Source organism: Mesorhizobium sp. CA15 (assembly GCF_020165215.1).
Lineage (GTDB): Bacteria > Pseudomonadota > Alphaproteobacteria > Rhizobiales > Rhizobiaceae > Mesorhizobium.
This window is the reverse complement of record NZ_JAIUHQ010000008.1, coordinates 1-26,609: the sequence shown is the minus strand read 5'-3', so window position 1 is coordinate 26,609 and position 26,609 is coordinate 1. Positions and strand designations below refer to the sequence as shown.

Genomic DNA, 26,609 nt, shown 5'->3' with positions numbered 1-26,609 from the left:
GATGTCCTCGTATGAGCTCAGCCGAAGCGGCCGGTGATGTAGTCCTGCGTGCGCTTTTCGCGGGGCGAGGTGAAGATCTTCTCGGTCCGGTCGAACTCCACCAGCTCGCCCAGATACATGAACGCCGTCTGCCGCGACACGCGCGCCGCCTGCTGCATGTTGTGGGTGACGATGACGATCGTGTAGTCGGCCTGCAGCTCGTCGATCAGTTCCTCGATCTTGGCGGTCGACAGCGGATCGAGCGCCGAGGCCGGCTCGTCGAGCAGGATGACCTCGGGCTTCACCGCAACGGTACGGGCGATGCACAGGCGCTGCTGCTGGCCGCCCGAGAGGCTTAGGCCGCTGGCGTTGAGCTTGTCCTTGACCTCGTTCCAGAGTGCTGCGCGCTTCAGCGCCTGCTCGACGCGGCTGTCCATCTCAGCCTTGCTGATCTTCTCATAGAGCCTGACGCCGAAAGCGATGTTCTCGTAGATCGACATCGGGAACGGCGTCGGCTTCTGGAACACCATGCCGATCTTGGTCCTGAGCAGGTTGAGGTCCTGCGAGCGGTCGAGGATGTTCTTGCCGTCGAGCAGCACCTGGCCCTCGGCGCTCTGCTTCGGATAGAGCTCGTAGATGCGGTTGAGCACGCGCAGCAGCGTCGACTTCCCGCAGCCCGACGGGCCGATGAAGGCGGTCACGCTGCGCTCGGGCAGGGACAGGTTGATGTCCTTCAGCGCCTTCGACTGGCCATAGTAGAAATTGAGGTTCTTGACCTCGATCTTGGCCTTCTCGACGGTCGTGTCGGCTGCGTTCAGGTCGGTGGACAACATCGGTTTCATCTGTCCTCTCTGCGTCCGGTTAGGCTGCGGGCGATGATGCTCAGCCCGAGAACCGTCAGGGTGATTATGAGTGCGCCCGTCCAGGCCAGTTGCTGCCATTCCTCGTAGGGGCTGAGAGCGAACTGGAAGATGGTTACCGGCAGGCTGGCCATCGGCGCATTGAGATTGCTCGACCAGAACTGGTTGTTGAGCGCGGTGAAGAGAAGCGGCGCCGTCTCGCCGGAGATGCGGGCGATCGCCAAAAGGATGCCGGTGACGATGCCGGAGAGCGCCGCGCGATAGGCAACCGAGCGGATCACTACCCAGCGCGGTGCTCCGATGGCGGTGCCTGCTTCGCGCAGCGCGTTGGGCACAAGGTTCAGCATGTCCTCGGTGGTGCGCACCACGACGGGGATCACCAGGATCGACAGCGCGACCGCGCCGGCAATCGCCGAGAAGTGCCCCATCGGCCGCACCATCAGCTCGTAGACGAACAGGCCGATGATGATGGAAGGCGCCGACAAGAGGATGTCGTTGATGAAGCGCACCACCGTCGTAAGCTTCGAGAAGCGTCCGTATTCGGCCATGTAGGTGCCGGCCAGCACGCCGATCGGCGTGCCGACGACGATACCGATGATCGTCATGACGATGCTGCCGTAGATGGCATTGAGCAGGCCGCCGGCATCGCCGGGCGGCGGCGTCATTTCCGTGAACACGGAGAGCGACACCCCGGAAAGCCCCTTGTAGAGCAGGGCGCCGAGAATCAGCGCCAGCCAGGCCAGCCCGATGCCCGCCGCGACGACGCACAGCGTCATCATCACGGCATTCTTGCGCTTGCGGCTTTGGTGAAGCGATGCGGCAGTCGACATCGGTCAGGCTCCCGTGCGGCTATCGATGCGCAACAGCATGTAGCGTGCGAGCGCGAGGATGATGAAGGTGATGATGAACAGGATCAGGCCGAGCGATACCAGCGAGGATGTATAGAGGTTGCCGTCGGCTTCGGTGAATTCGTTGGCGATGGTCGCCGAGATCGTCGTGCCCGGCGCAAACAGCGAGGCGCTGATGCGGTGCGCGTTGCCGATGACGAAGGTGACGGCCATCGTCTCGCCGAGCGCGCGGCCGAGGCCGAGCATGACGCCGCCCATGATGCCGATGCGGGTATAGGGGATGGTCACGCGCCGGGTCACTTCCCAGGTCGTGCAGCCGATGCCGTAGGCCGATTCCTTCAGCACCGCCGGCACCGTGTCGAACACGTCCTTGGTGATCGAGGTGATGAAAGGCAGCACCATGATGGCGAGGATCAGCGACGAGGTCAGCAAGCCGATGCCGTAGGGCGGACCGGCAAACAGGCTGGAGAGCCCCGGTATGCCGTGGAAAAGACTGATGATGAAGGGCTGCACAGTCGTCTGCAGGAACGGCGCGAAGACGAACAGGCCCCAGATGCCGTAGATGATCGAGGGAATGCCGGCGAGCAGCTCGACGGCGATGCCAATCGGACGCCTGAGCGGGCGCGGACAAAGCTCGGTCAGGAAGACGGCGATGCCGATGCCGATCGGCACGGCGATGAGAATGGCGATGGCCGAAGTGACGATGGTGCCGTAGATGGGCGCGAGCGCGCCGAAATTCTCGGTGACCGGGTTCCAGGATTCGGTGGTCAGGAAGGAGAAGCCGAACTTCGACAGGGCCTCCCACGATCCGGCGACCAGCGAGATCGCGACCCCGCCGAGCAGAACGAGCACGAGTATGGCGGAAAGGCGCGTCGCCGTCCGGAAAACCATGTCGGTGACGGCGAAGCGGCGCACCGTCGCTTCTCTGGTCCGCAGGGCGGACGATGTCGCGGCTTCGGAAACGGCTGTCATTTAGCCCCTCGCATTTCGAAAGAGACAGGAGGGCGCTAGAGGCGCCCTCCTCATTCGGCGGGAATTACATGCCGGAGTAGACCGGCTTGCCATCCTTGTCGACGATGTCCTTGCCCCACATCTCCTCGACGCTCTTCACGACCTTGTCGGGCATCGGAACGTAGTCAAGCTCAGCAGCCATCTTGTCGCCCTTGGCATAGGACCAGGCGAAGAACTTGAGCGCTTCGGCCGTGGCTGCCGCATCATCGGGCTTCTGGTAGACGAGGATCCAGGTGGCGGAAGTCATCGGCCAGGATTCGGCGCCCGCCTGGTTGGCCAGGATAACGCCGTAGCCCGGCTGCGAGCTCCAGTCGGCATTGGCCGCGGCGGCCGAGAACGCCTTCGCGGTCGGCTCGACCTTCTTGCCGTCCTTGTTCACCATGTCGGTATAGGTGAGCTTGTTCTGCTTGGCATAGGCGTATTCGACATAGCCGATCGCGCCGCCAGTCTGCGACACGTTGTTGGCGACGCCTTCATTGCCCTTGGCGCCGATGCCCACCGGCCATTCAAGCGCGGTGTTGACGCCGACCTTCGATTTCCAGTCGGCGCTGACGTCGGCCAGGTAGTAGCTGAAGTTGAAGGTGGTGCCCGAGCCGTCCGAACGGTGGACGACGGCAATCGCCTGGTCGGGCAGCTTGATCTTGGGGTTGAGCTTCTTGATCGCCGCGTCGTTCCAGTTGGTGATCTTGCCGGCGAAGATGTCGGCGAGCGTCGGACCGTCGAGCACCAGCTCGCCCGGCTTGATGCCTTCGAGGTTGACGACCGGCACGATGCCGCCCATCACCATCGGGAACTGCGCGAGGCCGGTGGAGTTGAGATCCTCGCCCTTCAGCGGCGCGTCGGAAGCGCCGAAGGTCACGGTCTTGGCCTTGATCTGCTTGATGCCGCCGCCGGAGCCGATCGACTGGTAGTTGAGACCGATGCCGGTCTCCTTCTTGTAGGCGTCGGCCCACTTCGCGTAGATCGGATAGGGGAAGGTGGCGCCAGCGCCGGAAATGTCGGCTGCCATCGCGGCGGCCATGCTAAGGGTTGATGCCGCAGCCATTGCAATTGCAACGGCCGCCGAGCGGATGAAATGTCTCATGTGGCCTGCTCCTGTTCGGAAGATGGTCTTTCGGCACCCGTTGTATCGGCGCCCGGTCAGCGCAATAGCCCTCGATTATTACAGTCGCATGACAGTTTCGTGTCAGCCCGGTAACGTCTGGACGAGGATGCTCGGAAGGGGTTCCGCAGCGGCCTCGAAGGGCCGGACGGAGTTTGCCGCGGAAATCAGCAACTTGTCTGACTTTTGAAACAAAATTTATCCCGGCGGCCGGATGACGGCCGCCGGGAAATAAAATCCGGACGAGAGTGCGTTGCCTGTAAGCCAGAGCGGATCATGGCCTGGCCATCGCCGAAAACAGGGTCCGTTGGGGTAGAGTCGACGCTGTTTCTTGTCGGCGGTCGCTGCTCCCGCCCGTAACCGAAGAGCGGAATCAATGTCATGATTGTCCGAGCTTGGCGCTTGCTTTGGTATGGTGCGATCGCACCATACGCATGCGTCAGCCCCTTGCCGCCGTCCTGCCCGCCAAATTCGTTTTAACCGGCGTTGCGCCGGGTCTCGACGTCCGAACCCAGCCAGCGCTCGAGCTTTTCGAGCAGCGCCCGCGGACTGACCGGCTTCGGCAGGTAATCGTCCATGCCGGCTTCCAGGCAGCGTTCGCGGTCGCCCTTCAGCGCATGCGCGGTGACGCCGACGATCGGCACATGCGTGCCCATGTCCTCCTCGAGCCGGCGGATCGCGCCCGTCGCCTCCAGCCCGTTCATTTCCGGCATCGATACATCCATCAGGATCATGCGCGGATTGAGTCTGCCGAAGGCGTCGAGCGCCTTGCGGCCGTTGCCGACGATCTCGAAGCGGTAACCGGTCTCGCCAAGAATCTGGGTGAACACCATCTGGTTCACCTCATTGTCCTCGGCGACGAGGATGTCGAGCTCGCGCTCGGCATCGGCGGGGCGCGGACGAGCCCGCGCCGGGGGCGGTTGCAGCATGGCGCGCTCCGATGCCGCCGTCTGCGCCGGAGCGGCTCGCGGGGGGCTGGCGGTGCCAATGGCGGGTTGCGCCGCCGCGCTGCTGTGGCGGTGGCGCTGGATGGTCGAGACCAGCGTTTCCAGGAGAATGGAGGAGCGCGCCGGCTTGATCAGCTGCGCATCGATGCCGAGGTCGCGATAGGCCGTGCCGGCAAGCGACTGGTCGACCGAGGTCAGCATGATGATGGGCGTATGCGCCAGGCCCGCCGTATTGCGCACGATGCGCGCCATCTCGGCGCCGGTCATGCCCGGCATCTGATAATCAAGCACGACGCAGTCCACCGGCACGCCGTAGGCGGCGGCGGCAATCAGCACCTTCAACCCTTCGGCGCCGCTTTCGGCCGCGCAGGAATCGAACGTCCATGACGCCATCTGCTCGCTGAGGATCGAGCGGTTGACGGCATTGTCGTCGACGATGAGCACGCGCGCGCCGGTGACGTCGACCGGCATGATGCGCTGACCGCCCTGCTCGGCCTTGGGCAGCGTGATCGTGAACCAGAAGGTCGAACCCTTGCCTTCGGCGCTGTCGACACCGATCTCGCCGGCCATCATCTCGACCAGCCGCGAGGTGATGGCAAGGCCAAGCCCGGTGCCCTCATGCCGCCTGGTCGAGGAGGTGTCGACCTGGCTGAATTTTTCGAAAACCTGCTTCAGCTTGTCTTCCGGAATGCCGATGCCGGTATCGGTCACGGAAATGGTGAGCCTCGTTCCCGCCGGAACCCGCTCACCCGTCACGTCGACCAGGACATGACCCTTGTCGGTGAACTTCACCGCGTTGCCGAGCAGGTTGGTGACGATCTGCCTGACACGGCCGACATCGCCGACGAACTGGCCGTCGAGGCCCGGCTGAATGCGAACGATGAGCTCGAGGTCCTTCTCCTTGGCGCGCGTCGAGACCAGCGTCGCCACATCCTCGATCGCCTCGGCCAGATTGAAGGGTGCAGGGTCGAGCACCAGCTGGCCGGCATCGATCTTCGAGAAGTCGAGGATGTCGTTGATGATGGTGAGCAGCGCATTGCCGGATTTGACGATGATGTCGGTGAACGTCTTCTGCTTCGGATCGAGGTCCGACTTTGCCAGCAGCTCTGCCATACCAAGAACCCCGTTCATCGGCGTGCGGATCTCGTGGCTCATATTGGCGAGGAACTCCGACTTGGCCCGGTCGGCGAGCACGGCGCGCCGGCGTGCCTCGCTGAGCTCCGCCTCGCGCTGCTTGAGCTCGGTGATGTCCGTGGTGGAGCCGATGAGATAGAGCGAGCCGTCCGAGGCGATCATCGCGCCCTTGCGCGCGAATTGATGCCTGACGCTGCCGTCCGGCATCGTCACCGTCTCTTCGATCTCCTGCGTCTCGCCGGTGCGAAGCACAGCAAGGTCGCCGGCGACGAAGGCTTCGCCGTCCGCGCCGAAAATCTCGACGTCGGTCTTGCCGATCGCTTCTTCCCTGCTGAAGCCGGTGAGATCGCACCAGCCCTTGTTGACGTAGAATTGCCTGAGGTCCGAGCGCTTGGCGTAGATCGACACCGGCACATTGTCGATGAGGCTGCGGAACACCTCGTTCTCGCTCATGCTCTGCCGCAGCGCCTGCTCGCGCGCCTTGACGTCGGTGATGTCGGTGCTGGAGCCGACCAGATGCACCGACCCGTCGATCGCCACCAGCCGACTCTTGCGCGTCATCAGCTGGCGCACCGTGCCGTCGCGGTGGGTGACGGCTTCCTCGATCTCGCGTCCCGCGCCGGTCGCCACAACTTCGTTGTCGTCATTGCTGAAACCGTCCGCCTCTTCGGTCGCGAAAAGCTCGCGATCAGTCTTGCCGAGCACCTCGTCCTTGGGCAGTCCGGTCAGCGCGCACCAGGCCTTGTTGACGAATTCTATGGTGAGATCGTCGGCCTTGATGAAGGCTGCCACGGGCAATTCGTCCATCACATGCCGGTAAAGGTCGATCTGGCGCATGGAATCGCGCAACGCCTTCTCGCGCGCCTTGATGTCGGTGATATCGACACGCACGCCGATGAATGTGCCGTCGTCGGTACGCATGTCATAGACCTGGTACCAGCGCCCGTCGGCGTTGAGGCGTTCGTAGGCCGAGCTCGGCAAACGGTACCGCTTGAGCATGGCGTCAAGCCAACGCTCGGTGTCGACGCCATACAGGCTGTCGATTCCGGAGTCGCCGCTCGAGCGGAAATAGCCGACGGAGTGGCCAAGCGCCAACGCCTCGCGAAACGTGCGGCCAGGCTGCCAGGCCGGCTTCAGCGCCGGCAGCGTATCCTGCAGCTTGCGGTTGGCGAAGACGAAGCGGTCGTCGCGATCGTAGATGATGACCCCCGCCGGCAGCGACTCCAGCACGGTGACGAGATTCTTGCGCGCGTCCTCTGCCTCGTTCTCGCGCTGTTTCATGTCGGTGATGTCGACATAGGAGATCAGCCGCTTGCCGCCTGGAAGAGGCGCCAGCGAGGCTATCAGCGTGCGGCCGTCCTTGCGCGGCAACTGCCTGGACCCTGCGCTTCCAGCCCGGATTTCGGCCTCCCGTTCGGCCACATGTCTTTGCCAGGCCTGTTCCTCGGCGCCGAACGGATCGGCATCACGACTGGCTTCCATGAGGTCGCGAAAGCGACTGCCGGCCGGAGCGCGCCGCGGATCGATCTGCCAGAAGTCGTAAAATGCCCGGTTGACCACCTCCGCGCGCAATTCGGCATCGAGAACGATGACGCCGATCGGCATCGAATCGACCATCAGCCTGAGATTGGCAAGCGCCTCCGAGGTCCCGGCCATATCGTGGACGTCGCCGAGAAAGGCCTCGTTGCCGCGTCTGTCCGCCTCGTTGTCCGCCTCGACAGTCCCGTCCGTATCCGCCATTCCTACCCCCAAGGCCGAACTGTGCCGGTCCGTCGGGGGAATGTGCCCGACAAGCATTAACGATCCGCTAACCATAATGATTGCAACCGCCTGCCGCCCGGTGCCGTTGAGCCAGCTTCCGGCCCTGGCGCCGGCTGCGGTAATCCGCCCGTTGGCGATGATGGCAACAACGCATTATAAGGTGCCTGAGGTGTTGCTAATGTTTGGTCGAATCGCGGCTTTCATCCTGTGCCCGGCGCTGCTTGCGGCGGGCGGCTGCGCGCGCAGCGACGACGGCACGGTGATCGTCCCTAGCCGGATGGACGTCAGACGTGTCTGGGACAAGGCGCCGCCGGGAACGACCGCGTCGCGGCAGATCGCGTCGGACGTGTTTCCTTTGCCGCCGCCGGGCGCGCCGCAAGGCCCGTCGGTCAGGCGCTATTCCAGGTCTCCGGCAAGGCCTTCATATAACCAGAATCTGGCTGATCAGTCTTCGGACGAGCAGACCGCTCTTACCTGCAGGAATGTCGGCGAAACCGGCAAGCGCTACCGCGTCATCTGCGAGTAGCTTTGCCTCAATCCGCCGGTCGATGCCGGCTGGATCCACTGCCCGTGAAGAAAGACAGCCCGACAGATTCAGCCCGGCCGCGACCGCGGCGCGATCACGGATCGCTGATGAAACCTTTGCCCGGTGACGGACGTTGTTGGCGTTGATGTGACGCGCGCTGCGCAGAGGAGACCGAAGATGTCCTTTCACTTCACCGTCTCTGGCCTGACCAGGAACTTGATCCATTCGCTTGGGCTGGAGCACGCGCCGAGACCCCTTACCCCCGAACAAAGCCTTCTGCTGGATTGTTACCTTGCCGGACAGATTCCGGACTCCGCCTGGAACGATTATGTCTTCGAGATGCCGGAGTTGGAAAAGCACGCCCAGATCAGGCGCGCACGCGGTTTGACCTGAAAGCAATTCCAGGAAAAGTGCGACACGGTTAGAACATGTCTTCCAACCGATTTCGGGACAAAGACATGCCTAACATCAAAAACCTGAAGCGCATGGAGCGAATCTAGGAAGATCGCGAGCCTTAGGCTCGGTGCCTTCGCCGTGGCCTACTTCTTCGGCGAGTTGAACTGCAGCGTGAAGACGTTTCCGGCGATGCCTTGCGCCAGCGAGGGCGAAAGGCTGAGCGGCAGACAATCGTTCAGGGCCTTGGTCGCAGCGTCGATATACGCCTTACGCGCCTTGTCGTCGCCGCTGACATGGATAGCAGTTGTTTTCGGCGGTCCGATCAGCGTGCCGTCGCGTTTGAAGCTGAAGCTGAGTGTCACCGAGGAATTGTCGGAATTGGCCGGCGGCGTCCAGCAGGCGAGCAAGGCGGCGCCAACCTCGTTCATACCGTTGAGCGGCGCGGCTTCGGCCGTGATGGCGGCGCTCGCCAGGAGCGCGCTCGCGACCGCGGAAAGTTTCACCGTTCTTGTCATCGCCGTCCTCATCGCTTTTTGCCCGGCTCGCACCTGTCAACCCTAGGTAATGGTAGGATCAATCCCGCCGATGACAATAGGATTTCAACCAGTCTGGCACCGGATAAGTCGTATGTCGTAATTGCCGTGGGAGGCGATACAACGGCCGGAAAAGCAAAAGGCCGGCGCTCGGCCGACCTTTCCCTTCGCCTCCGCTTCGCGCCAGTACATCCGTGGTCGCGGCGAGGACTGTGACCAGTAGACAGGCGTTGGGTAAATGAAACCTTAACCTGAGCCGGCTGTTAGGCCCTGGCCTGCGATTTCACATGCGCGATGTAGCCGCGCACGTCGCCTGCCGGCTCCGCATAGGCCTTGCCGAGCTTCTTCTCCATGGCCGCCATGTATTCCTTCGCCCAGCTGGGCAGCGCGTAGTCGATGACCGCCAGGAATTCCAGCGTCGCCGCCAGCCTTATATCCGCGATCGACGGGTTGTTGCCGCCGATGAACGGTTTGCCGTTACGAAAGAAGGAGTGAAACACCTCGAGCGGCTCGGCGATCGCAGCCATCGCCGCCTTCTGCGCTTCCGATTTCTTGTCGGGATGGGCGTCGCTGTGGCCGACCTCGCCGGCATATTGCGGAAAGCCGAGCGCGGGATAGGTCGCGCGGGCGACATAAGGATAGAGCGTGCCGACCAGGTAGAACATGGCGCTATCGATCATCGCCCGCTTTGCTGGCGCCTTCGGATAGAACTTGTCCAGCCCGTGCTTGTTGGCGAGATACTGCATGATGGCGCAGCTTTCCCACAGCACGCCGCGCGGCAGGCCCTTGTCCTCGATCATCGGCGTCAGATGCGCCGGGTTGCGCGCCAGGAATTCGGGCGAACGCGTAAGGCCCCAGGCATCGGTCTCCGCCGGATCGAGCCCGGCCGCGCGCGCGAACACTCGCACCGTCATGTTGTTGACGCTCGGCCTCAGCATGCTGAGTTTTATGCCCGGCTTCTTAGCTGGCTTCGCCACTTTCGAGGTCGCGGCCGCTTTGGCCGCCGCCTTCGCCGATGCCTTGGCGCCGGATTTCGCGGCGGCTTTTACCGCGGCTTTCGGCGCGGCCTTGGCAGCGGGTTTCTTCGCGCTCTTTGTTGCGGCTTTTGCCATTTCATGTCCCTCCCTTTGCTTGCTCAGTACGGATTCCTCGGCGCCCTGTTTTCCGACAGGGTTGCGCGTGACCGCTCGACCAGCGCCTGGATGGCGTCGGCAAGGTGCAATTCGGCGATGTTGTAGTCGCCCCGCGCCACGCGGATCTTGTGCGCCTCCATCAGCACGTCGGCATGGGTGAAGCCGGCCGGCGGGTCGAAGCGGTAGGACGCGAGCTCGATCAACAGCCCGAGCGGATCTTCGAAATAGATCGAATCCATGAAGCCGCGATCCTTGACGCCGCTGTGCTTGATGCCGCGCTCGTCGAGCCGCGCGACTGCCTGCAGGAATGTGACCCGCGACACCGAGAACGCGATGTGATGGACGCAGCCTATATCGGTCGGTGTCCGCCGCTTGACCGGGACCCGGGTCTCGTCGGTGAAGACGGTGATCAGCCGCCCGTCGCCGGGATCGAAGTAGAGGTGGCTTTCGCTCGCCTTGTCGAGATTGGGCTGCTCGAAGATGAAAGGCATGCCGAGCACGCCCTCCCAGAAGTCGATCGAGGTCTGGCGCCCGGCGCCGACCAGCGTGATATGATGAACACCTTGCGACTGCAGCTTCCGCATTGGACTCCTCCCGCCCGCACTTGCGGCAGGCTTTGTGCAGAGAATGCTAAAGCAACTGCAAGCGCTGCGCCAGAACGGACGAACGCGCGAACGCCAGATTGGACCCAGCAGGGATTGGTCTTTCGGTCTACAGGAGAGTTGCTTGGTACGCCCAAGGGGAATCGAACCCCTGTTCCCGCCGTGAGAGGGCGGTGTCCTGACCGCTAGACGATGGGCGCGCTCAAGAACCGGCTACATAGGCTGGCGGCTGGGAAAAAGCAACTGGGGTTTCCGGCACTTTGCGTGCTTTGCCCAAAGCTGCTGGTCAGCGCTGCCGTTTCGGCTCGATCAGGTCCCAGAGATTGCCGTAGAGATCGGCGAAAACGGCCACCGTGCCATAGGCTTCGTGGCGCGGCGCTTCGCGGAACTCGACGCCCTTGGCGAGCATCGCCTGGTGATCGCGGGAAAAATCGTCGGTTTCGAGAAACAGGAAGACGCGGCCGCCGGTCTGGTTGCCGATGCGGCTTGCCTGCTCTTCGCCGGATGCTTCCGCCAGGAGCAGCCTCGCCCCCTTGCCCTTCGCCGGCGCGACGGTGACCCAGCGCTTGCCGCCGCCGAGATCGACATCCTGGCTCAGCACGAAACCGAGCCGCTCGACATACCAGGCGATCGCCTCGTCGTAATTGCCGACGACGAGCGCGACGGTCGCAATGCTGCGCTGCTCGGCAAAGCCGCTCATTTGTTGCGAACCGCGAATTGGCCGATGATGCGGCGCTCGGAGATGTCGTAGACGAAGATCGAACGGCCGCCATCGGCAAGCTCGGCGTCGATCGACAGGCGGTTGCCGGAGAGCGACTGGCTGATCACCTTGGCGCCGACGGGCAACACGATGTCGCCCGAGAGCGGCGCACCGGCCGGAGCCTGAACATCGCCGGCGGGCGCCGATCCGGCCACCGGCGCGTTGCGGGCTTTGTAGACAAGCGCCCCAATCACCACCATAAGGGCGAGGAACAGAAGGCCGAGATTGACGATCATGAAGCGGACGAGCTTGCGGCGCACATTCTCGGCCGCGGGGTCGAGCGGCTTTTCCTCATCTTCTTCGGCGATCGGCCGGGCCATGGCTAAACAATCCGCAACGGGTTTCGATGAGCGCTCATAACGAAGAGAGTTCGACATTGATAGGGGAGGAACCGACGGACGATGAGTTGGCCGCAGGCGAAGCCACCGTCCTGGAAGCCGGCGCCGATGCCGCCGGCCAGCGCCTCGACCAGTGGCTTGCCGCCAAGCTCGGTCCGGAGCTCTCGCGCAGCCGCGTGCAGGCGCTGATCAAGCAAGGCGCAGTCTCCATCGCCGGCAGGAAGGTGCTGGAAGCCAAGCGCAAGCTGACGGTCGGTGAGACGATCGAGATCCTCGTGCCCGCTCCGGAGCCGGCGGAGCCACAGGGCGAGGACATTCCCCTCGACATTCTTTACGAGGACGACGAGCTGATCGTCATCAACAAGCCGGCGGGACTGGTCGTCCACCCCGGCGCCGGCAACTGGACCGGCACGCTGGTCAACGCGCTGATCCATCACTGCGGCGACAGCCTGTCCGGCATTGGCGGCGTCAGGCGTCCTGGCATCGTCCATCGCCTCGACAAGGAAACCAGCGGCGTCATGGTCGTGGCCAAGACCGACCGCGCCCACAAGGCGCTGTCGGAAGCCTTTGCCGATCATGGCCGCACCGGCGACCTCGAGCGCGCCTATCTGGCGCTGGTCTGGGGCATCCCGCAACGGCCGACCGGCACCATCGAGGCTGCCTTGGGTCGCGCCGCCGACCGCGTCCGCCGCGCGGTGGTGTCTGAAAGTCGCGACGACGCCCGCCATGCCGTCACCCATTTCAGCATTGTCGAACGTTTCGGCGAAGGACAACAGGCTTTCGCCACGGCAAGCCTGGTCGAATGCCGGCTGGAGACGGGCCGGACCCACCAGATCCGCGTCCACATGGCCCATATCGGGCACCCCGTGATCGGCGATCCGGATTACGGGCAGGCTTTCCGCACCAAGGCCAACCGGCTGCCCGGACCCTTGAAGGCCAAGGTCAAAGCCTTTCCCCGGCAGGCCCTGCACGCGTGGCTCCTTGAATTCCGGCATCCGACCACCCATCTAACGATGAGGTTCGAAGCGCCGATACCAGGAGACATGGAGGAACTCGTCGGCGACTTCCGAAAACTCTGAACCGACCCGCCACGAACAAGCTGCAAACCAGCCATCAAAAAACCTGACCGGCGTTGTTCACTTTAGCGTGACAGACTGTTTAGCGTTGAACAAATGCCTGTCTTTTCTGGTTTTGTTCCTATATACACAGGTTGTCGCGGATGAGCCTTTGGGATCCGTGACGAATGCCCGCCGCGTTTCGGGGGCATCCACTCCAAAGAGAGAGGGGCGCTATCATGGCCCAATCATTACCCAGTATCGTTTCCGGTGAAGGCGGTCTCGCCCGTTACCTGGAAGAAATCCGCCGCTTTCCGATGCTTCAGCCGCAGGAAGAGTACATGCTCGCAAAGCGTTATGCCGAGCATCAGGACACTACGGCTGCCCACAAGCTCGTCACCAGCCATTTGCGGCTCGTCGCCAAGATCGCCATGGGCTATCGCGGCTACGGCCTGCCGATCGGCGAGGTGATCTCGGAAGGCAATGTCGGCCTCATGCAGGCCGTGAAGAAATTCGAACCGGAGCGTGGTTTCCGGCTCGCCACCTATGCCATGTGGTGGATCAAGGCCTCGATCCAGGAATACATCCTGCGCTCGTGGAGCCTGGTCAAGATGGGCACCACCGCCAATCAGAAGCGTCTGTTCTTCAACCTGCGCAAGGTGAAGGGCAAGATCCAGGCGCTCGACGATGGCGACTTGAAGCCCGAGCAGATCGCCGAGATCGCCACTCGCCTCAACGTTTCCGAGGCCGAAGTGGTGTCGATGAACCGCCGCCTTTCGGGCGACGCTTCGCTCAACGCCCCGATCCGGGCGAGCGAAGGCGAGTCCGGCGAATGGCAGGACTGGCTGGTCGACGATCACGAGAGCCAGGAAGAAATGCTCATCGAGCAGGACGAGTTGGAAAACCGGCGCACCATGCTGTCGGGTGCCCTGTCGGTGCTCAACGACCGCGAGCGGCGCATCTTCGAGGCGCGTCGCCTGGCCGAAGAGCCGCTGACGCTGGAAGAACTCTCGGCCGAGTTCGACATCAGCCGCGAGCGCGTGCGCCAGATCGAGGTGCGCGCCTTCGAGAAGGTGCAGGACGCGGTCAAGGCGGCCGCCAAGCGCCAGACCCAGGCGCTGCGGACCATCGAGGCGCAGCCGGCGGCGTAACAAGCTCAAGGAATCAATGAATAAGGCGGCGCTTCGGCGCCGCCTTTTTGTTTGGCGAAAGCGGTCGCGCGCCCCTTTCCCCGTAACTATACGGGGAGAAATGCCCGCCAGGGCAATGAGGGGCAGCGCTGAGGCTGCTAGGTTGTCTTTCCAGCGACTGTCTTCGCGAGGCCGGCGCGCTGATCCTCGACCGCGGCGCCGCCCCTCATCCGCCCTTCGGGCACCTTCTCCCCGTGGAACGGGGAGAAGGAAAGGCTCAGGCTGTCGGCTGCTTGGTCTTCCTGAGGTAAGGAAGAACCGTCTCATACGCGCCGAAACGCTTGATCGCGTCTTCGTTGGAGACGGCGGCGGTGATGATGACGTCGTCGCCCTGCTTCCAGTTGGCCGGCGTCGCCACCTGGTGCTTGGCCGTCAGCTGGATGGAATCGATGACGCGCAGGATCTCGTCGAAGTTGCGGCCTGTGGTCATCGGATAGGTCAGCGCCAGCTTGATCTTCTTGTCCGGGCCGATGACATAGACCGAGCGCACGGTGGCGTTGTCGGCCGGCGTGCGGCCCTCGGAGGTCTCGCCGGCGCCTGCCGGCAACATTTCATAAAGCTTGGCGACCTTGAGGTCCTTATCGCCGATCAGCGGATAGTTCACCGTCTGGCCGGTGGCGGTCTTGATGTCAGCCTGCCACTTCTCGTGGCTCGATACCGGATCGACCGAGATGCCGATGATCTTGACGTTGCGCTTTTTGAACTCGCCTTCGAGGCCGGCCATGGTGCCGAGCTCGGTGGTGCAGACCGGCGTGAAATTCTTCGGATGGCTGAACAGCACCGCCCAGCCGTCGCCGATCCAGTCGTGGAACTTGACGGTGCCCTGCGTGGTCTCGGCCGTGAAATCCGGCGCGACATCGTTGATACGAAGACTCATGACCTATCCCTACCCTTTTGATGAAACGATGGCCGGCTCGGCCGGCAAGCATTCTAAGCTACCACCATCGCGGCATCGGTCAAACGCCAGGAGCCGTAACCTAGCCCGCTGCAGCCAAATATTTTTTTGGCGAGCACGGCGCTCTCCGGCAGGATTTTGCACTTTCGCGAGAGGGTGGGCCGCTCAGGCTTTCCTTATCGCGAGCGTCGCCGTGAGGTCTTCCATGCGCTGCGCGAGCGCGCCGAGCGCGGTCGTGAGCACGCTGTCGCTCTTGTCGGCCTTGGTCAGCGCCTCGTCGCGCGTCTTGCGCAAGGTCAGCACTTCGCTCTCCATGCCTTTGACACGCTTGGTGAGCTCCGAGAGCTCGTCCATCACCATGATGCCGGCCATGACGGTGAGCCGCTGATCGCCGATCTCGCCGAAGGAATCCTTCAGGTGCGAGACATAGCGGTCGAAGCGCTCGGCAAGGTCGATCAGATGCTCTTCCTGGCCTTCGTCGCAGGCCATGCGATACTGTTTGCCGTCGATGGAAACCGTGACCTGTGCCATTGCCTTACCTGTCCAGGACCGCGCGGATGGTTTCCATGGCGGTCACCAGCCGCCGCGACACTTCCTTGTTGGCGTCCTCCAGCCGTTCGGCGCGCGCTTCGGAATTGTCGAGCTCCTGCGCCAGGCGCGAGCGGTCGGCGTTCATGCGCTGCACCTCGGCCTCGGCTTCCGAATAATCGCGCTCATGCTCGAGCTTCGCCGCCACGGCGTTTTCCAGCCCTTCCATGGCCTTGCCCAGCCTGGCGATGACTTCCTTGAGGGTCGTTTCCCCGGTCATGGCCTCGTCCTATGCCCTGCCCATCACCGAATCGCACGTGTTCAGAACGCGTTACCTGGGAAAGATTAGGCGCCGGGTGAAGGGCACGTCAACAAAGCTCTCGCGACTGTCCCCCGCTATCGCTAATGTAGGCGGCGGGTGCCATCACAAGCCCGGCAAAATCCATCCCGATTTGTTGACTAAAAGACCGTGCCTGCTATGTGTCGCGGCATCCTTTTCCAAGGGTTCTCCCCAGGCTCCAACTCACTTCCGGAGGAAGCATGACCTCGCGTGAACAACATGATCGGATGGCCAACGCGATCCGTTTCCTTTCCATGGACGCCGTCGAGAAGGCGAACTCCGGTCACCCAGGCCTGCCCATGGGCTGCGCCGACATCGCCACGGTGCTGTTCAGCCGTTTCCTGAAATTCGACGCCAAGGCACCGCACTGGGCCGACCGCGACCGCTTCATTCTGTCGGCCGGCCACGGCTCGATGCTGCTCTATTCGCTCCTCTACCTCACCGGTTATGAGGACATGACGATCGACCAGATCAAGAATTTCCGCCAGCTCGGCTCCAAGACCGCCGGCCATCCCGAATACGGCCATGCCGCCGGCATCGAGACCACCACCGGCCCGCTCGGCCAGGGCCTCGCCAATTCGGTCGGCTTCGCCCTCGGCGAGCGCATCATGAACGCCGCCTTCGGCAACGACCTCGTCAACCATTATACCTATGTGCTGGCCGGGGACGGCTGCCTGATGGAAGGCGTCTCCCAGGAAGCCATCGCGCTGGCCGGGCATCTGAAGCTCAACAAGCTGATCGTCTTCTGGGACAACAACAACATCTCGATCGACGGTCCGGTCTCGCTGGCCGACAACACCGACCAGGTCGCCCGCTTCCAGGCCAGCGGTTGGAACGCCAGCCACATCGACGGCACCGATCCGGAAGCGATCGCCTATGCCATAGAGGCGGCGCGCCATTCCGACAAGCCGACGATGATCGCCTGCAAGACCACCATCGGCTTCGGCGCCCCGACCAAGGCCGGCACCAACAAGGCGCATGGCTCGCCGCTGGGCGCCGAGGAAATCGCCGGGGCGCGCAAATTCTTCAACTGGGACTCGCCGCCCTTCGAGATTCCGGCCGACATCCTCGATGCCTGGCGGACCGTCGGCACGGATGGCGCCAAGGCCCGCGCCGACTGGGAAGGCCGCCTGGCGAAGGCCGAGCCGAAGCTCAAGGCCGAGTTCGAGCGCCGCCTCGCCGGCAAGCTGCCCTCCAACTTCGACGCCGTCATCGCCGACTACAAGAAGAAGCTGTCGGCCGACAAGCCAAAGGTCGCCACCCGCAAGTCGTCGGAGATGGCGCTGGAAGTCATCAACGGCGCGGTGCCGGAAACCATCGGCGGCTCGGCCGACCTCACCGGCTCCAACAACACCAAGACCAGCCAGACCAAGAACATCACGCCCGACGATTACGGCCAGCGCTATGTCCATTACGGCATTCGCGAGCACGGCATGGCGGCGGCGATCAACGGCCTGACCCTGCATGGCGGCCTGATCGCCTATGGCGGCACCTTCCTGTGCTTCTCCGACTACGCCCGCCCGTCGATGCGCCTGGCCTCGCTGATGGGCATCCGCTCGATCTTCGTCATGACGCATGATTCGATCGGTCTCGGCGAGGACGGCCCGACCCACCAGCCGGTCGAGCATCTGGCCGCACTTCGCGCCATCCCCAACCACAATGTCTTCCGCCCGGCCGACGCGGTCGAAACCGCCGAATGCTGGCAGATCGCGCTGGAATCCGAAAAGACGCCCTCGACGCTGGCGCTGACCCGCCAGAACCTGCCGACCGTGCGCACGGAGCACTCGGCGACGAACCTCTCCAGCCGGGGCGCCTATGAGCTGGCCGCCGCCGGCGGCGAGGCCGTGGTGACGATCTTCGCCACCGGCTCCGAGGTCGAGGTCGCGCTTGGCGCGCGCGACCTGCTGGAAAAGCACGGCCATCCGACCCGCGTCGTCTCTGTGCCCTGCTTCGAGCTGTTCGACCAGCAGAGCGAGGATTACCGCAAGAAGACGATCGGCAACGCCAAGGTGAAGGTCGCGATCGAAGCCGGCATCCGCCAGGGCTGGGATCACCTGATCGGCACCGACGGCATTTTCGTCGGCATGCACGGTTTTGGCGCCTCCGGCTCGATCGAGCAGCTCTATCCGCATTTCGGCATCACCGCCGAAGCTGCCGCCAAGGCGGTCGAAGCCCGGCTACACGGCGAGTAGGAGAATTGCCTCGGGCCCGGCAGGCCGATTAACGGTTTTGCCGGACTGGACCAACCTAATCGATTTAAATGCGACCTTCTGCGGCTGGATTCTTGCGCCTTCCGCCGTTATGACACTGCGGACCCATCCGCCCCAAGGGAGAGAACAATGACCGTCAGAGTTGCCATCAACGGATTTGGCCGCATCGGCCGCAACATCCTGCGCGCCATCCATGAATCCGGCCGCAAGGACATCGACGTGGTCGCCGTCAACGACCTCGGCCCGGTCGAGACCAACGCGCACCTGTTGCGCTATGACAGCGTGCATGGCCGCTTCCCGCATGAGGTGACCGTCGACGGCGACCAGATCTCGGTCGGCAAGGAGAAGTTCAAGGTCACCGCGATCAAGGATCCGACCCAACTGCCCTGGAAGGAGCTCGGTGTCGACATCGCGCTCGAATGTACCGGCATCTTCACCGCCCGCGACAAGGCCGCCGCGCATCTCACCGCCGGCGCCAAGCGCGTGCTCGTCTCGGCCCCGGCCGAAGGCGCCGACCTCACCGTCGTCTACGGCATCAACCACGACAAGCTGACCAAGGACCACATCGTCATCTCGAACGCGTCCTGCACCACCAACTGCCTGGCGCCGCTGGCGGCCGTGCTGCACGAGACCGTCGGCATCGAGAAGGGCATGATGACGACGATCCACTCCTACACCGGCGACCAGCCGACGCTGGACACCATGCACAAGGATCTCTACCGCGCCCGCGCCGCGGCGCTGTCGCAGATCCCGACCTCGACGGGCGCCGCCAAGGCGATCGGCCTTGTGCTGCCCGAGCTCAAGGGCAAGCTCGACGGCATTTCGATCCGCGTGCCGACCCCGAACGTCTCGGTTGTCGACTTCAAGTTCATCGCCAAGCGCTCGACTTCCGCGCAGGAGATCAACGAAGCGGTCATCGCCGCGTCCAATGGCAAGCTGAAGGGCGTTCTGTCGGTCACCCATCACCCGAACGTGTCGATCGACTTCAACCACGACCCGCATTCCTCGATCGTGGCACTCGACCAGACCAAGGTGATGGACGGCAACTTCGTCTCGGTGCTGTCCTGGTACGACAACGAATGGGGTTTCTCGAACCGCATGGGCGACACCGCCGTCGCCTTCGGCAAGACCATCGGCTGATCGCTCGTCAATTTACAGTTCAAAACGCCCGGCTTCGGCCGGGCGTTTTCGTTTAAGTCTCGGCGGATCAGCGCACCTGGTGACAGCCGGAACACCAATCGCGTCGTCATTCCAGAATCCGCGGCTGAGCTTCGCTCCTGCTTCGCCCTGGAATGACGAAGTTTGGAAGCATTGAACCCAAAAAACATCCTGTTGCCTTGCACTGGTCATGTCTTCGCCCCACTCTCCCGTAAAGCCACAAACAGAGGGACTTGGAGGGGCAATAGCGGATGGAGCATGCGATATATCTCGTGACGCTGGTCGGCACGGCGCTCATTGTCGCCGCCGCGTTTTCGAGCCTGATCGCCTTCCGCTTCGGCGCGCCTTTGCTGCTCCTCTTCCTCTGCATCGGCCTTGCTACCGGCGTCGACGGGCTCGGCATCGAATTCGACAATGCGCGGCTGGCCTATTTTGCCGGCTCACTGGCCTTGGCCATCATTCTGTTCGATTCCGGTTTCGGCACGCCGCTCAACGCGCTGCGCCAGGCGGCCGGGCCGGCGCTGTCGCTGGCCACGATCGGCGTTATCCTCACCACCGGCATCTTCAGCGTCGCCGCTTCGTATTTCCTCAATCTCAGCTGGCTGGAATCCTCTCTACTTGGCGCCGCTGTCGCGTCTACCGATGCGGCCGCCGTCTTCTTCCTGCTGCGCGCCGGCGAGATCCATCTGCGCGAGCGCGTGCGCGCGACGCTCGAGGTGGAATCCGGCACCAACGACCCGATCGCCATCTTCCTCACCATCACCCTGGTCGAGATCATCGCCGCGCATGCCAACCCGGAAGCCAACGTGCTGGCCACCAACCTTTTGCTCGGCTTCCTCGCCAATATGGGGCTCGGCGCCGTCATCGGCGTGCTCGGCGGTTTTGCCATCGTGCGTCTGGTCGAGCGGTTGAATCTCGATCACGGCCTGCTGCCCATCTTCGTGCTGACGCTATCGCTGATGGTGTTCGCGGCAGCCGGCGCCGTCGGCGGCTCGGGTTTCCTCGCCGTCTATCTTGCCGGGCTGATCGCCGGCAATTCCGACATACGCGCCGTCACCATCCTGAAGCGTTTCCAGGACGGCATGTCGTGGCTGGCGCAGATCATCATGTTCCTGATCCTCGGCCTGTTCGCCACACCCTCGCAATTCCCCGAAATCCTTGTGCCGGCGATCCTGCTCGGCCTGTTCCTGATCTTCGTCGCCCGCCCGGTCGCCGTCTGGCTCTGCCTGACCCCGTTCCGGCTGCCGCGGCCAGAGGTCGCCTTCGTCTCCTGGGTCGGCCTGCGCGGCGCGGTCTCGATCCTGCTCGCCATAACGCCGCTGCTCGGCGGGCTCGAGCACGGCCGGCTGATCTTCAACGCCGCCTTCATCATCGTGCTGGTGTCGCTGGTGGTGCAGGGCTGGACGGTCGGTCCGCTGGCGCGCCGCCTCGGGCTGATCGTGCCGGCCCGTCTTGGGCCGCTGGACAAGGTTGAGCTCGAATTGCCGGGCTCGGCACATCATGAGCTGCTCGCCTATCGCGTAGCACCCGGCAGCCCGGTGGCGCGGGGCGAGCGCATCCCGCGCTGGGCGAGGCCCTCGCTGGTGCTGCGCGACGGCCGCTCGATGCGCTTCCAGGACATGGGCCGGCTGGCGGCCGGCGATCAGGTTTACATCTTCGTGCCGGACCGCTATCCGCGCCTGCTCGACAAGCTTTTTGCCAGCCGCGCCGTGGTCGATCCGGAGGATGCCGACTTCTTCGGCGCCTTTGCCGTCGATCCGGCCCGCTCGGCCGCGGAGCTGGAAGCCGCCTATGCCCCCGGTCTGTCCGAGGCCGAGCAGAAGCTCACCGTTGCAGCGCTCGTTACCGAGCGGCTTGGCGGCCGTGCCGAATATGCCGACCGTGTGATGATCGGACCGATCGAGCTGATCGTGCGCGATGTCGATGAGAAAGGCAGAATCACCGGCCTCGGCCTGTCCTTCGAGCCGACCGCGCCGGTCGCGCGCGTGCCGGTGTTCATGAGCGCCGGCGAGATCGGCGACCGCATCGCAGCGCTGATCCGCAGCTGGCGCAGGCCGGCGGCGAAGCAGGCAGCCGACGACGTGCCGGTCGACACCGTGGCGCCCCCAGCGGACGGGCAGAAGGCAACCGGCGAAGGCTGATGTCTCACGGCGACATCATTTTTGCGCGCGCGCCATTGACGCGGCCCTTGCATCGTCTTCCGCGCCGAGTAAGGTCGCCGCGTTTTTGCTAGAGCAATTTCAGGAAAAGTGTGGGCGGTTCTCCGTCTGGATTGCATCAAGGCACTAGGAAGGAACGACCATGGCCGGCTTCAAGACACTCGATGATATCGGCGCCGTCAGCGGCAAGCGCGTCCTGGTGCGCGTCGACCTCAACGTTCCCGTCGCCGACGGCAAGGTGACCGACGCCACTCGCATCGAGCGCATCGCGCCGACCATCGCCGAGCTCTCGAAAATGGGTGCCAAGGTCATCCTGCTTGCGCATTTCGGCCGCCCCAAGGACGGCCCATCGGCCGAATTCTCGCTGGAGCCTATCGCCAGGGCCACGGCTGACGTTCTCGGCCGCCCGGTCGGTTTCGCCGCCGACTGCGTCGGCGCCAAGGCCGCGGACGCCGTCGCGGCGATGAAGGACGGCGACGTCCTGCTGCTCGAGAACACCCGCTTCCACAAGGCCGAGGAGAAGAACGAACCGGCCTTCACCGAACAGCTCGCCGCCAATGGCGACATCTATGTCAACGACGCCTTTTCGGCCGCGCACCGCGCGCATGCTTCGACCGAGGGTCTGGCGCATCATTTGCCGGCCTTTGCCGGCCGCACCATGCAGGCCGAGCTCGACGCGCTGGAAAAGGGCCTCGGCGATCCGGTACGGCCGGTGGTGGCCATCGTCGGCGGCGCCAAGGTCTCGACCAAGATCGACCTGTTGATGAACCTGGTGAAGAAGGTCGATGCGCTGGTGATCGGCGGCGGCATGGCCAATACCTTCCTTGCCGCGCGCGGCACCGATGTCGGCAAATCGCTCTGCGAGCATGACCTCGCCGGCACCGCCAAGCAGATCATGATCGAGGCGGCGGAAGCCGGCTGCGCCATCATCCTGCCCGCCGACGGCGTTGTGGCCAAGGAATTCAAGGCGGGCGCCGCCAGCGAGACCGTCGCCATCTCGGACGTGCCGTCCGACGGCATGATCCTCGATGTCGGTGCAAAGACCGTGCAGAGCGTCAACGACTGGATCGACCGCGCCGCGACGCTGGTCTGGAACGGGCCGCTCGGCGCCTTCGAGATCGAGCCTTTCGACCGCGCTACGGTGGCCGCGGCAAAGCATGCGGCCGCACGCACCAAGGAAGGCAAGCTGGTCTCGGTGGCCGGCGGCGGCGACACGGTGGCCGCGCTCAACCATGCTGGCGTCGCCGACGACTTCACCTATGTCTCGACCGCCGGCGGCGCCTTCCTCGAATGGATGGAAGGCAAGCCGCTGCCGGGCGTCGAGGTGCTGAAGCGGTAAACAGTCCGAGACCGGGCAAAGCCCGCGCGGCTTTCAATCGATTCTGGCTTTCCGGCGTCATTCCTTTGGCGGTAGTGTTCTGCTAGCGCGGAATAAACGCAGCGTAGGAGAGCACCCATGAGCGAACGTCTCGAAGATATCGCCGCCGCGATGGTGAGCGGCGGCAAGGGCCTGTTGGCCGCCGATGAGAGCTCCGGCACCATCAAGAAGCGTTTTGACGTCATCGGCGTCGAATCCACGGCCGATAACCGGCGCGACTATCGCGAGATGATGTTCCGGTCCAAGGAGGCGATGTCAAAATACATCTCCGGCGTCATTCTCTACGATGAGACCATTCGCCAGAAGGCCGCCGACGGCACACCGCTGGTCGACATCATCAAGGCGTCCGGCGCCATTCCCGGCATCAAGGTCGATCTCGGCGCCAAGCCTCTCGCCGGCTTTCCCGGCGACACCATCACCGAGGGCCTGGACGGGCTGCGCGAGCGGCTTGCCGACTATTACAAGCTCGGCGCCCGCTTCGCCAAATGGCGCGCGGTGATCGACATCGACACCAGCAAGGGCGTGCCCTCGGCCAATTCGATCGCCTCGAACACCCACGCGCTGGCCCGCTATGCCGCGCTCTGCCAGGAAGCCGGCATCGTGCCGATCGTCGAGCCGGAAGTGCTGATGGACGGGGCGCATTCGATCGACACCTGCTACGACGTCTCCAAGGCGACGCTGGTCAAGCTGTATGACGAACTCTACGCGGCGCGCGTCATCCTGGAAGGGTCGATCCTGAAGCCGAACATGGTCATCTCCGGCAAGAAGTCCGGCAAGACCGACAGCCCGGAGGAAATCGCCGAAAAGACGATAAAGCTGTTCCGCGAAGTGGTGCCGTCGGCAGTGCCCGGCATTGCCTTCCTCTCCGGCGGCCAGGAGGACGAGGAGGCGACCGCCAACCTCAATGCCATCAACGCCATCGGCCCGCATCCTTGGAAACTGACCTTCTCCTATGGCCGCGCGCTGCAGGCCGCGCCGCAGAAGGCATGGAGCGGCAAGGCCTCGAACATTGCCGCCGGCCAGGCTGCCTTCACTCACCGGGCCCACATGAACCATCTGGCAGCGCTCGGAAAATGGCAGCCGGCGCTGGAAAAGGCCGCCTGACGCCATCTCTGAGCAGTGCATAAAACCCGGGCCGGCAGCCCGGGTTTTTGCTTTTTGCGAGCCGCGTTCCCACTTGTCAGGCGCCGACCGCTATCGACCATGTCGGATCGCGCCGATGTCGAACGTCCTTGGCAGGAGAGGACAGGAGATGGTCATGCATCGCAATGCCGTTGTTTCGCGCGAAGACTGGTTCGAAGCGCATCGCAAGCATCTCGAGCGCGAGAAGGAGCTGACAAAATTCCGCGAGCTTATCGCCGCGGAGCGGCGGCAGTTGCCCTGGTTCAAGCTGCGCAAGGATTATGTATTCGAGAGCGAAGCGGGGCCGAAGCATCTTGCCGAACTGTTCGCCGGCAAGAGCCAGCTCATCGTCTATCATTTCATGATGGCGCCGGGCTCCGACCACCGCTGCGAGGGCTGCTCGTTCCTCGCCGACCATATCGACGGCGCCAACCGGCATCTGAAGCATCATGACGTCTCGCTGGTCGTCATCTCGCGTGCGCCGCTGGCCGAAATCCTGCCTTACAAGCAGCGCATGGGCTGGAAGTTCGACTGGGTGTCGTCCTATGCGTCCGATTTCAACTTCGACCTGCAGGTCTCCTTCACCGACAAGCAGATCGCGGCGGGCGAGACCACCTATAATTTCGAGAAGCGCCCGCTGCGGTCGAAAGACCTGCCCGGCACCAGCATCTTCTATCGCAACGAGTGCGGCGACATCTTCCTCACCTTCATGTCGCGCGCCCGCGGCGGCGACGCGCTGATCGGCGCCTATCATTATCTCGACATGACGCCGAAGGGCCGCGGCGAGACGGGTCCCTATCACAACCTGATGGACTGGGTGCGCCTGCATGACGAATATCGGGACAAAGACAAGGATCGGTCGGACTGCTGCGCGTGAACGGCAGGACGCGCCACTCGCGAGCCGTCCTCCCCCGAATATGGACAGGCCTATGCCCAGTGCCCAAGCACCGCCGCCAGCGAGATAGCGGCCATCGCAAGCAGCGCCAGCTTCCAAAAATCGCCGCGCCGCTTCAGCCCCGGCCAGCCCAGCGGCTTGATGACCTGGATCAGCATGATGCCGCAGATGACAAGGGCGAGCAGTTTCGTCATGCCGCCTTTGACCAGCATCGATGGCGACTGTCAAAGCTGTTCTCGAGCGCAGCCTCGGGCGCAGCATTCCTGACAGAAATAGGGCCTATTCGAACGCTGCGAGCGGCACCGCACCGTCTTTCTCCGCACCCTGCCAACTTCCTGACAGACTGCTGTCAGGAGGGGTGTGAGATACTCTTCCCATCCAAAAGAGAGGAGTGAGGTCATGAACGGTTTTACAATTCTGCGTAGTGTGCAGCATTATGTCGGCAGAATCCGCACCGTGCGCAACGAGATTCGCACCCAGCGTTTCCTGAACACCTTGCCGGCGGACATCCGCAAGGACATCGGCTGGCCGGACCTTTACCAGGGCCGCGTGCGTGAAAACTGAAATTTTGCCGCCGCGACTTGGATTGTGGCGGCAGCGCGCCCAGATGTAATGGCCAGCGATGTTGAGTTCAGGGAAAGAAGCCTTTGTTTGCCGGTAGCTTCGCCGTAGCCTCCTGACAGTATGTTGTCAGGAGGCATGCGGTAATTGGAGCGACTTCGATCCTGACAGCAACGAACATGGTTCGACGATCCGGAGTAATCCGCAATGGTGAGAAGCTGGAACGACAAGCTGAACGCACCGGGCGTCAACCACATCAAGCCGTCGCCGCGACTGTCCTTCGGTGCGAAATTCATTGCCGCGCAGCGCAAGCGCGAAGGGCTTATGCCATAATCCTCGGGGGATCTAGCGATGCGTCGTGCTGACAGGCTTTTCCAGATCGTGCAGCATTTGCGGGGCGGCCGGTTGGTCACCGCGCAGAAGCTTGGCGCATGGCTCGAGGTTTCAGAACGCACCATTTACCGCGACATAGCCGACCTGCAGTCGACCGGCGTGCCGATCGATGGCGAAGCGGGCGTCGGCTACATGATGCGGGAGGGATTCGACCTTCCCCCGCTGATGTTCACACGTGACGAGATCGTGGCGCTGGTTGCCGGCGCCCGCATGGTGCGCGCCTTCGGCGGCGCTACGATGGCGAGGGCCGCCGACGAGGCGCTGGTCAAGATCGGCGCCGTGCTGCCCGACACCGAGAAGGACCGCATCGCCCGCACCGAGATCCACACGCCGATGTGGGTGGTGAGCGACGCCGCGCGGGAAGCGATCGACCTGATCGAGCGCGCCATCGAGAAGCGCCAGGTGCTGACCATCGACTATTCCGACGAAGCCGGCCGCGGCACCGCGCGCGACATCAGGCCGTTGGGGCTGTGGTTCTGGGGCAAGGTCTGGACACTGGTCGCCTGGTGCGAGATGCGCGACGATTTCCGCGCCTTCCGCATCGATCGCATCGCCTCGGTCGTCATTGCCGGCCGCATCTTCAAGCCGGAGCGGGGCAAGCAGCTCGCCGATTTCTACCGCGCCGTCGAGCGCTCAGAGGATTACGGTATGGCCCCCGACCGCGCCGCGCGGACGTGACTTGCGCTTTTCACCTTCTCCCCTTGTGGGAGAAGGTGGCCGCGAAGCGGCCGGATGAGGGGTGTTCCAGGGAACGCCGCGTCTCACTCCGCTGGAACACCCCGCCTCCGTCTCGGC

At 63.6% G+C, this 26,609-nt stretch carries 27 protein-coding genes and 1 tRNA gene; 13 read left to right on the top strand and 15 right to left on the bottom strand.

The window, feature by feature from the left end; genetic code table 11:
• Positions 1–17: 17 nt before the first annotated feature.
• The 5 genes from pstB to LB515_RS15240 all read right to left on the bottom strand — a co-directional run bounded on the left by pstB (position 18) and on the right by LB515_RS15240 (position 7,621).
• Complete coding sequence (gene pstB, locus LB515_RS15260; RefSeq protein WP_095767369.1) at positions 18–821, bottom strand: phosphate ABC transporter ATP-binding protein PstB; 804 nt, start codon at positions 819–821, stop codon at positions 18–20.
• On the bottom strand, positions 818–1,669 hold the full coding sequence (gene pstA / locus LB515_RS15255; RefSeq protein WP_095767368.1) for a phosphate ABC transporter permease PstA: 852 nt from the start codon (positions 1,667–1,669) through the stop codon (positions 818–820). Before pstA ends, pstB begins: the two co-directional genes overlap by 4 nt.
• Positions 1,670–1,672: 3 nt before the next feature.
• A complete protein-coding gene (gene pstC, locus LB515_RS15250; RefSeq protein ID WP_224708209.1) occupies positions 1,673–2,659 on the bottom strand; it encodes a phosphate ABC transporter permease subunit PstC in 987 nt (328 codons plus the stop codon).
• Positions 2,660–2,723: 64 nt separating this feature from the next.
• Positions 2,724–3,782, bottom strand: a complete 1,059-nt coding sequence (pstS, locus tag LB515_RS15245) for a phosphate ABC transporter substrate-binding protein PstS (RefSeq protein WP_224708208.1) — start codon at positions 3,780–3,782, stop codon at positions 2,724–2,726.
• 494 nt (positions 3,783–4,276) lie between these two features.
• Positions 4,277–7,621: a response regulator gene (locus LB515_RS15240; protein WP_224708207.1), complete on the bottom strand. Its 3,345-nt coding sequence runs from the start codon at positions 7,619–7,621 to the stop codon at positions 4,277–4,279.
• Between the two features lie 199 nt (positions 7,622–7,820).
• On the opposite strand from LB515_RS15240, the gene LB515_RS15235 reads away from it, so the two are divergent.
• Both LB515_RS15235 and LB515_RS15230 read left to right on the top strand, forming a co-directional pair.
• Positions 7,821–8,168: a hypothetical protein gene (locus LB515_RS15235; RefSeq protein ID WP_224611108.1), complete on the top strand. Its 348-nt coding sequence runs from the start codon at positions 7,821–7,823 to the stop codon at positions 8,166–8,168.
• 177 nt (positions 8,169–8,345) lie between these two features.
• Positions 8,346–8,561 carry a hypothetical protein gene (locus LB515_RS15230; RefSeq protein ID WP_224708206.1) on the top strand — a complete coding sequence of 72 codons (216 nt, stop codon included), beginning with the start codon at positions 8,346–8,348 and terminating at the stop codon, positions 8,559–8,561.
• A 146-nt stretch (positions 8,562–8,707) separates the two neighbouring features.
• Here LB515_RS15230 and LB515_RS15225 read toward each other — a convergent pair whose 3' ends face one another.
• The 6 genes from LB515_RS15225 to LB515_RS15200 form a co-directional block, all read right to left on the bottom strand.
• The gene (locus tag LB515_RS15225; protein ID WP_224708205.1) at positions 8,708–9,079 is read right to left on the bottom strand and encodes a hypothetical protein; all 372 of its coding nucleotides are present in this window, start codon (positions 9,077–9,079) and stop codon (positions 8,708–8,710) included.
• Positions 9,080–9,360: 281 nt separating this feature from the next.
• The gene (locus LB515_RS15220; RefSeq protein ID WP_224708204.1) at positions 9,361–10,209 is read right to left on the bottom strand and encodes a glutathione S-transferase family protein; all 849 of its coding nucleotides are present in this window, start codon (positions 10,207–10,209) and stop codon (positions 9,361–9,363) included.
• Between the two features lie 23 nt (positions 10,210–10,232).
• Positions 10,233–10,814 (bottom strand): VOC family protein, encoded by a 582-nt coding sequence (locus tag LB515_RS15215; RefSeq protein WP_224708203.1) that lies wholly within the window; start codon positions 10,812–10,814, stop codon positions 10,233–10,235.
• 143 nt (positions 10,815–10,957) lie between these two features.
• Positions 10,958–11,032 (bottom strand) — tRNA-Glu (locus LB515_RS15210).
• An 86-nt stretch (positions 11,033–11,118) separates the two neighbouring features.
• The gene (locus tag LB515_RS15205) at positions 11,119–11,532 is read right to left on the bottom strand and encodes a VOC family protein (RefSeq protein ID WP_095767363.1); all 414 of its coding nucleotides are present in this window, start codon (positions 11,530–11,532) and stop codon (positions 11,119–11,121) included.
• Positions 11,529–11,912 (bottom strand): fimbrial protein, encoded by a 384-nt coding sequence (locus tag LB515_RS15200; protein ID WP_095767362.1) that lies wholly within the window; start codon positions 11,910–11,912, stop codon positions 11,529–11,531. Before LB515_RS15200 ends, LB515_RS15205 begins: the two co-directional genes overlap by 4 nt.
• Positions 11,913–11,938: 26 nt before the next feature.
• Here LB515_RS15200 and LB515_RS15195 point away from each other — a divergent pair, with 26 nt between their 5' ends.
• Entirely contained in the window at positions 11,939–13,009 is a 1,071-nt protein-coding gene (locus tag LB515_RS15195) for an RluA family pseudouridine synthase (protein WP_224527137.1), read from the top strand.
• Between the two features lie 215 nt (positions 13,010–13,224).
• Positions 13,225–14,136, top strand: a complete 912-nt coding sequence (rpoH, locus tag LB515_RS15190) for an RNA polymerase sigma factor RpoH (RefSeq protein ID WP_095767360.1) — start codon at positions 13,225–13,227, stop codon at positions 14,134–14,136.
• Positions 14,137–14,392: 256 nt separating this feature from the next.
• Here the strand turns inward: rpoH and LB515_RS15185 are convergent, their stop codons facing one another.
• From LB515_RS15185 to LB515_RS15175, 3 genes are all read right to left on the bottom strand, one after another.
• Positions 14,393–15,052, bottom strand: coding sequence for a peroxiredoxin (locus tag LB515_RS15185; protein WP_224708202.1), 660 nt, complete (start codon positions 15,050–15,052; stop codon positions 14,393–14,395).
• A 183-nt stretch (positions 15,053–15,235) separates the two neighbouring features.
• On the bottom strand, positions 15,236–15,601 hold the full coding sequence (locus LB515_RS15180) for a cell division protein ZapA (RefSeq protein WP_095767358.1): 366 nt from the start codon (positions 15,599–15,601) through the stop codon (positions 15,236–15,238).
• Between the two features lie 4 nt (positions 15,602–15,605).
• Positions 15,606–15,878 carry a DUF4164 domain-containing protein gene (locus LB515_RS15175; protein ID WP_023763725.1) on the bottom strand — a complete coding sequence of 91 codons (273 nt, stop codon included), beginning with the start codon at positions 15,876–15,878 and terminating at the stop codon, positions 15,606–15,608.
• A gap of 260 nt (positions 15,879–16,138) precedes the next feature.
• Here LB515_RS15175 and tkt point away from each other — a divergent pair, with 260 nt between their 5' ends.
• The 6 genes from tkt to LB515_RS15145 all read left to right on the top strand — a co-directional run bounded on the left by tkt (position 16,139) and on the right by LB515_RS15145 (position 24,842).
• Positions 16,139–18,130, top strand: coding sequence for a transketolase (tkt, locus tag LB515_RS15170; RefSeq protein WP_224708201.1), 1,992 nt, complete (start codon positions 16,139–16,141; stop codon positions 18,128–18,130).
• Between the two features lie 147 nt (positions 18,131–18,277).
• Positions 18,278–19,288: a type I glyceraldehyde-3-phosphate dehydrogenase gene (gene gap / locus LB515_RS15165; RefSeq protein ID WP_095767356.1), complete on the top strand. Its 1,011-nt coding sequence runs from the start codon at positions 18,278–18,280 to the stop codon at positions 19,286–19,288.
• A 269-nt stretch (positions 19,289–19,557) separates the two neighbouring features.
• On the top strand, positions 19,558–21,447 hold the full coding sequence (locus tag LB515_RS15160; protein WP_224708200.1) for a potassium/proton antiporter: 1,890 nt from the start codon (positions 19,558–19,560) through the stop codon (positions 21,445–21,447).
• A gap of 160 nt (positions 21,448–21,607) precedes the next feature.
• Positions 21,608–22,804 carry a phosphoglycerate kinase gene (locus tag LB515_RS15155; protein ID WP_224708199.1) on the top strand — a complete coding sequence of 399 codons (1,197 nt, stop codon included), beginning with the start codon at positions 21,608–21,610 and terminating at the stop codon, positions 22,802–22,804.
• 117 nt (positions 22,805–22,921) lie between these two features.
• A complete protein-coding gene (locus LB515_RS15150) occupies positions 22,922–23,947 on the top strand; it encodes a class I fructose-bisphosphate aldolase (protein WP_224708198.1) in 1,026 nt (341 codons plus the stop codon).
• Positions 23,948–24,101: 154 nt separating this feature from the next.
• On the top strand, positions 24,102–24,842 hold the full coding sequence (locus LB515_RS15145) for a DUF899 domain-containing protein (protein WP_224708197.1): 741 nt from the start codon (positions 24,102–24,104) through the stop codon (positions 24,840–24,842).
• Between the two features lie 50 nt (positions 24,843–24,892).
• Here the strand turns inward: LB515_RS15145 and LB515_RS15140 are convergent, their stop codons facing one another.
• A complete protein-coding gene (locus tag LB515_RS15140) occupies positions 24,893–25,072 on the bottom strand; it encodes a hypothetical protein (RefSeq protein WP_042641561.1) in 180 nt (59 codons plus the stop codon).
• Positions 25,073–25,259: 187 nt separating this feature from the next.
• Here LB515_RS15140 and LB515_RS15135 point away from each other — a divergent pair, with 187 nt between their 5' ends.
• The 3 genes from LB515_RS15135 (at position 25,260) to LB515_RS15130 (ending at position 26,492) form a co-directional block, all read left to right on the top strand.
• Positions 25,260–25,424 (top strand): hypothetical protein, encoded by a 165-nt coding sequence (locus LB515_RS15135; RefSeq protein WP_095767353.1) that lies wholly within the window; start codon positions 25,260–25,262, stop codon positions 25,422–25,424.
• A gap of 204 nt (positions 25,425–25,628) precedes the next feature.
• Positions 25,629–25,754 (top strand): hypothetical protein, encoded by a 126-nt coding sequence (locus LB515_RS28150; RefSeq protein WP_263483645.1) that lies wholly within the window; start codon positions 25,629–25,631, stop codon positions 25,752–25,754.
• A gap of 18 nt (positions 25,755–25,772) precedes the next feature.
• Positions 25,773–26,492 carry a helix-turn-helix transcriptional regulator gene (locus LB515_RS15130; RefSeq protein WP_095767352.1) on the top strand — a complete coding sequence of 240 codons (720 nt, stop codon included), beginning with the start codon at positions 25,773–25,775 and terminating at the stop codon, positions 26,490–26,492.
• The last annotated feature ends 117 nt before the right edge of the window (positions 26,493–26,609 follow it).

Bases quoted from the DNA above. Each gene is read 5' to 3' on its own strand.
- pstB (WP_095767369.1), bottom strand. From the start codon at position 821: ATGAAACCGATGTTGTCCACCGACCTGAACGCAGCCGACACGACCGTC.
- pstA (WP_095767368.1), bottom strand. From the start codon at position 1,669: ATGTCGACTGCCGCATCGCTTCACCAAAGCCGCAAGCGCAAGAATGCC.
- pstC (WP_224708209.1), bottom strand. From the start codon at position 2,659: ATGACAGCCGTTTCCGAAGCCGCGACATCGTCCGCCCTGCGGACCAGA.
- pstS (WP_224708208.1), bottom strand. From the start codon at position 3,782: ATGAGACATTTCATCCGCTCGGCGGCCGTTGCAATTGCAATGGCTGCG.
- LB515_RS15240 (WP_224708207.1), bottom strand. From the start codon at position 7,621: ATGGCGGATACGGACGGGACTGTCGAGGCGGACAACGAGGCGGACAGA.
- LB515_RS15235 (WP_224611108.1), top strand. From the start codon at position 7,821: ATGTTTGGTCGAATCGCGGCTTTCATCCTGTGCCCGGCGCTGCTTGCG.
- LB515_RS15230 (WP_224708206.1), top strand. From the start codon at position 8,346: ATGTCCTTTCACTTCACCGTCTCTGGCCTGACCAGGAACTTGATCCAT.
- LB515_RS15225 (WP_224708205.1), bottom strand. From the start codon at position 9,079: ATGACAAGAACGGTGAAACTTTCCGCGGTCGCGAGCGCGCTCCTGGCG.
- LB515_RS15220 (WP_224708204.1), bottom strand. From the start codon at position 10,209: ATGGCAAAAGCCGCAACAAAGAGCGCGAAGAAACCCGCTGCCAAGGCC.
- LB515_RS15215 (WP_224708203.1), bottom strand. From the start codon at position 10,814: ATGCGGAAGCTGCAGTCGCAAGGTGTTCATCATATCACGCTGGTCGGC.
- LB515_RS15205 (WP_095767363.1), bottom strand. From the start codon at position 11,532: ATGAGCGGCTTTGCCGAGCAGCGCAGCATTGCGACCGTCGCGCTCGTC.
- LB515_RS15200 (WP_095767362.1), bottom strand. From the start codon at position 11,912: ATGGCCCGGCCGATCGCCGAAGAAGATGAGGAAAAGCCGCTCGACCCC.
- LB515_RS15195 (WP_224527137.1), top strand. From the start codon at position 11,939: ATGAGCGCTCATAACGAAGAGAGTTCGACATTGATAGGGGAGGAACCG.
- rpoH (WP_095767360.1), top strand. From the start codon at position 13,225: ATGGCCCAATCATTACCCAGTATCGTTTCCGGTGAAGGCGGTCTCGCC.
- LB515_RS15185 (WP_224708202.1), bottom strand. From the start codon at position 15,052: ATGAGTCTTCGTATCAACGATGTCGCGCCGGATTTCACGGCCGAGACC.
- LB515_RS15180 (WP_095767358.1), bottom strand. From the start codon at position 15,601: ATGGCACAGGTCACGGTTTCCATCGACGGCAAACAGTATCGCATGGCC.
- LB515_RS15175 (WP_023763725.1), bottom strand. From the start codon at position 15,878: ATGACCGGGGAAACGACCCTCAAGGAAGTCATCGCCAGGCTGGGCAAG.
- tkt (WP_224708201.1), top strand. From the start codon at position 16,139: ATGACCTCGCGTGAACAACATGATCGGATGGCCAACGCGATCCGTTTC.
- gap (WP_095767356.1), top strand. From the start codon at position 18,278: ATGACCGTCAGAGTTGCCATCAACGGATTTGGCCGCATCGGCCGCAAC.
- LB515_RS15160 (WP_224708200.1), top strand. From the start codon at position 19,558: ATGGAGCATGCGATATATCTCGTGACGCTGGTCGGCACGGCGCTCATT.
- LB515_RS15155 (WP_224708199.1), top strand. From the start codon at position 21,608: ATGGCCGGCTTCAAGACACTCGATGATATCGGCGCCGTCAGCGGCAAG.
- LB515_RS15150 (WP_224708198.1), top strand. From the start codon at position 22,922: ATGAGCGAACGTCTCGAAGATATCGCCGCCGCGATGGTGAGCGGCGGC.
- LB515_RS15145 (WP_224708197.1), top strand. From the start codon at position 24,102: ATGCATCGCAATGCCGTTGTTTCGCGCGAAGACTGGTTCGAAGCGCAT.
- LB515_RS15140 (WP_042641561.1), bottom strand. From the start codon at position 25,072: ATGCTGGTCAAAGGCGGCATGACGAAACTGCTCGCCCTTGTCATCTGC.
- LB515_RS15135 (WP_095767353.1), top strand. From the start codon at position 25,260: ATGAACGGTTTTACAATTCTGCGTAGTGTGCAGCATTATGTCGGCAGA.
- LB515_RS28150 (WP_263483645.1), top strand. From the start codon at position 25,629: ATGGTGAGAAGCTGGAACGACAAGCTGAACGCACCGGGCGTCAACCAC.
- LB515_RS15130 (WP_095767352.1), top strand. From the start codon at position 25,773: ATGCGTCGTGCTGACAGGCTTTTCCAGATCGTGCAGCATTTGCGGGGC.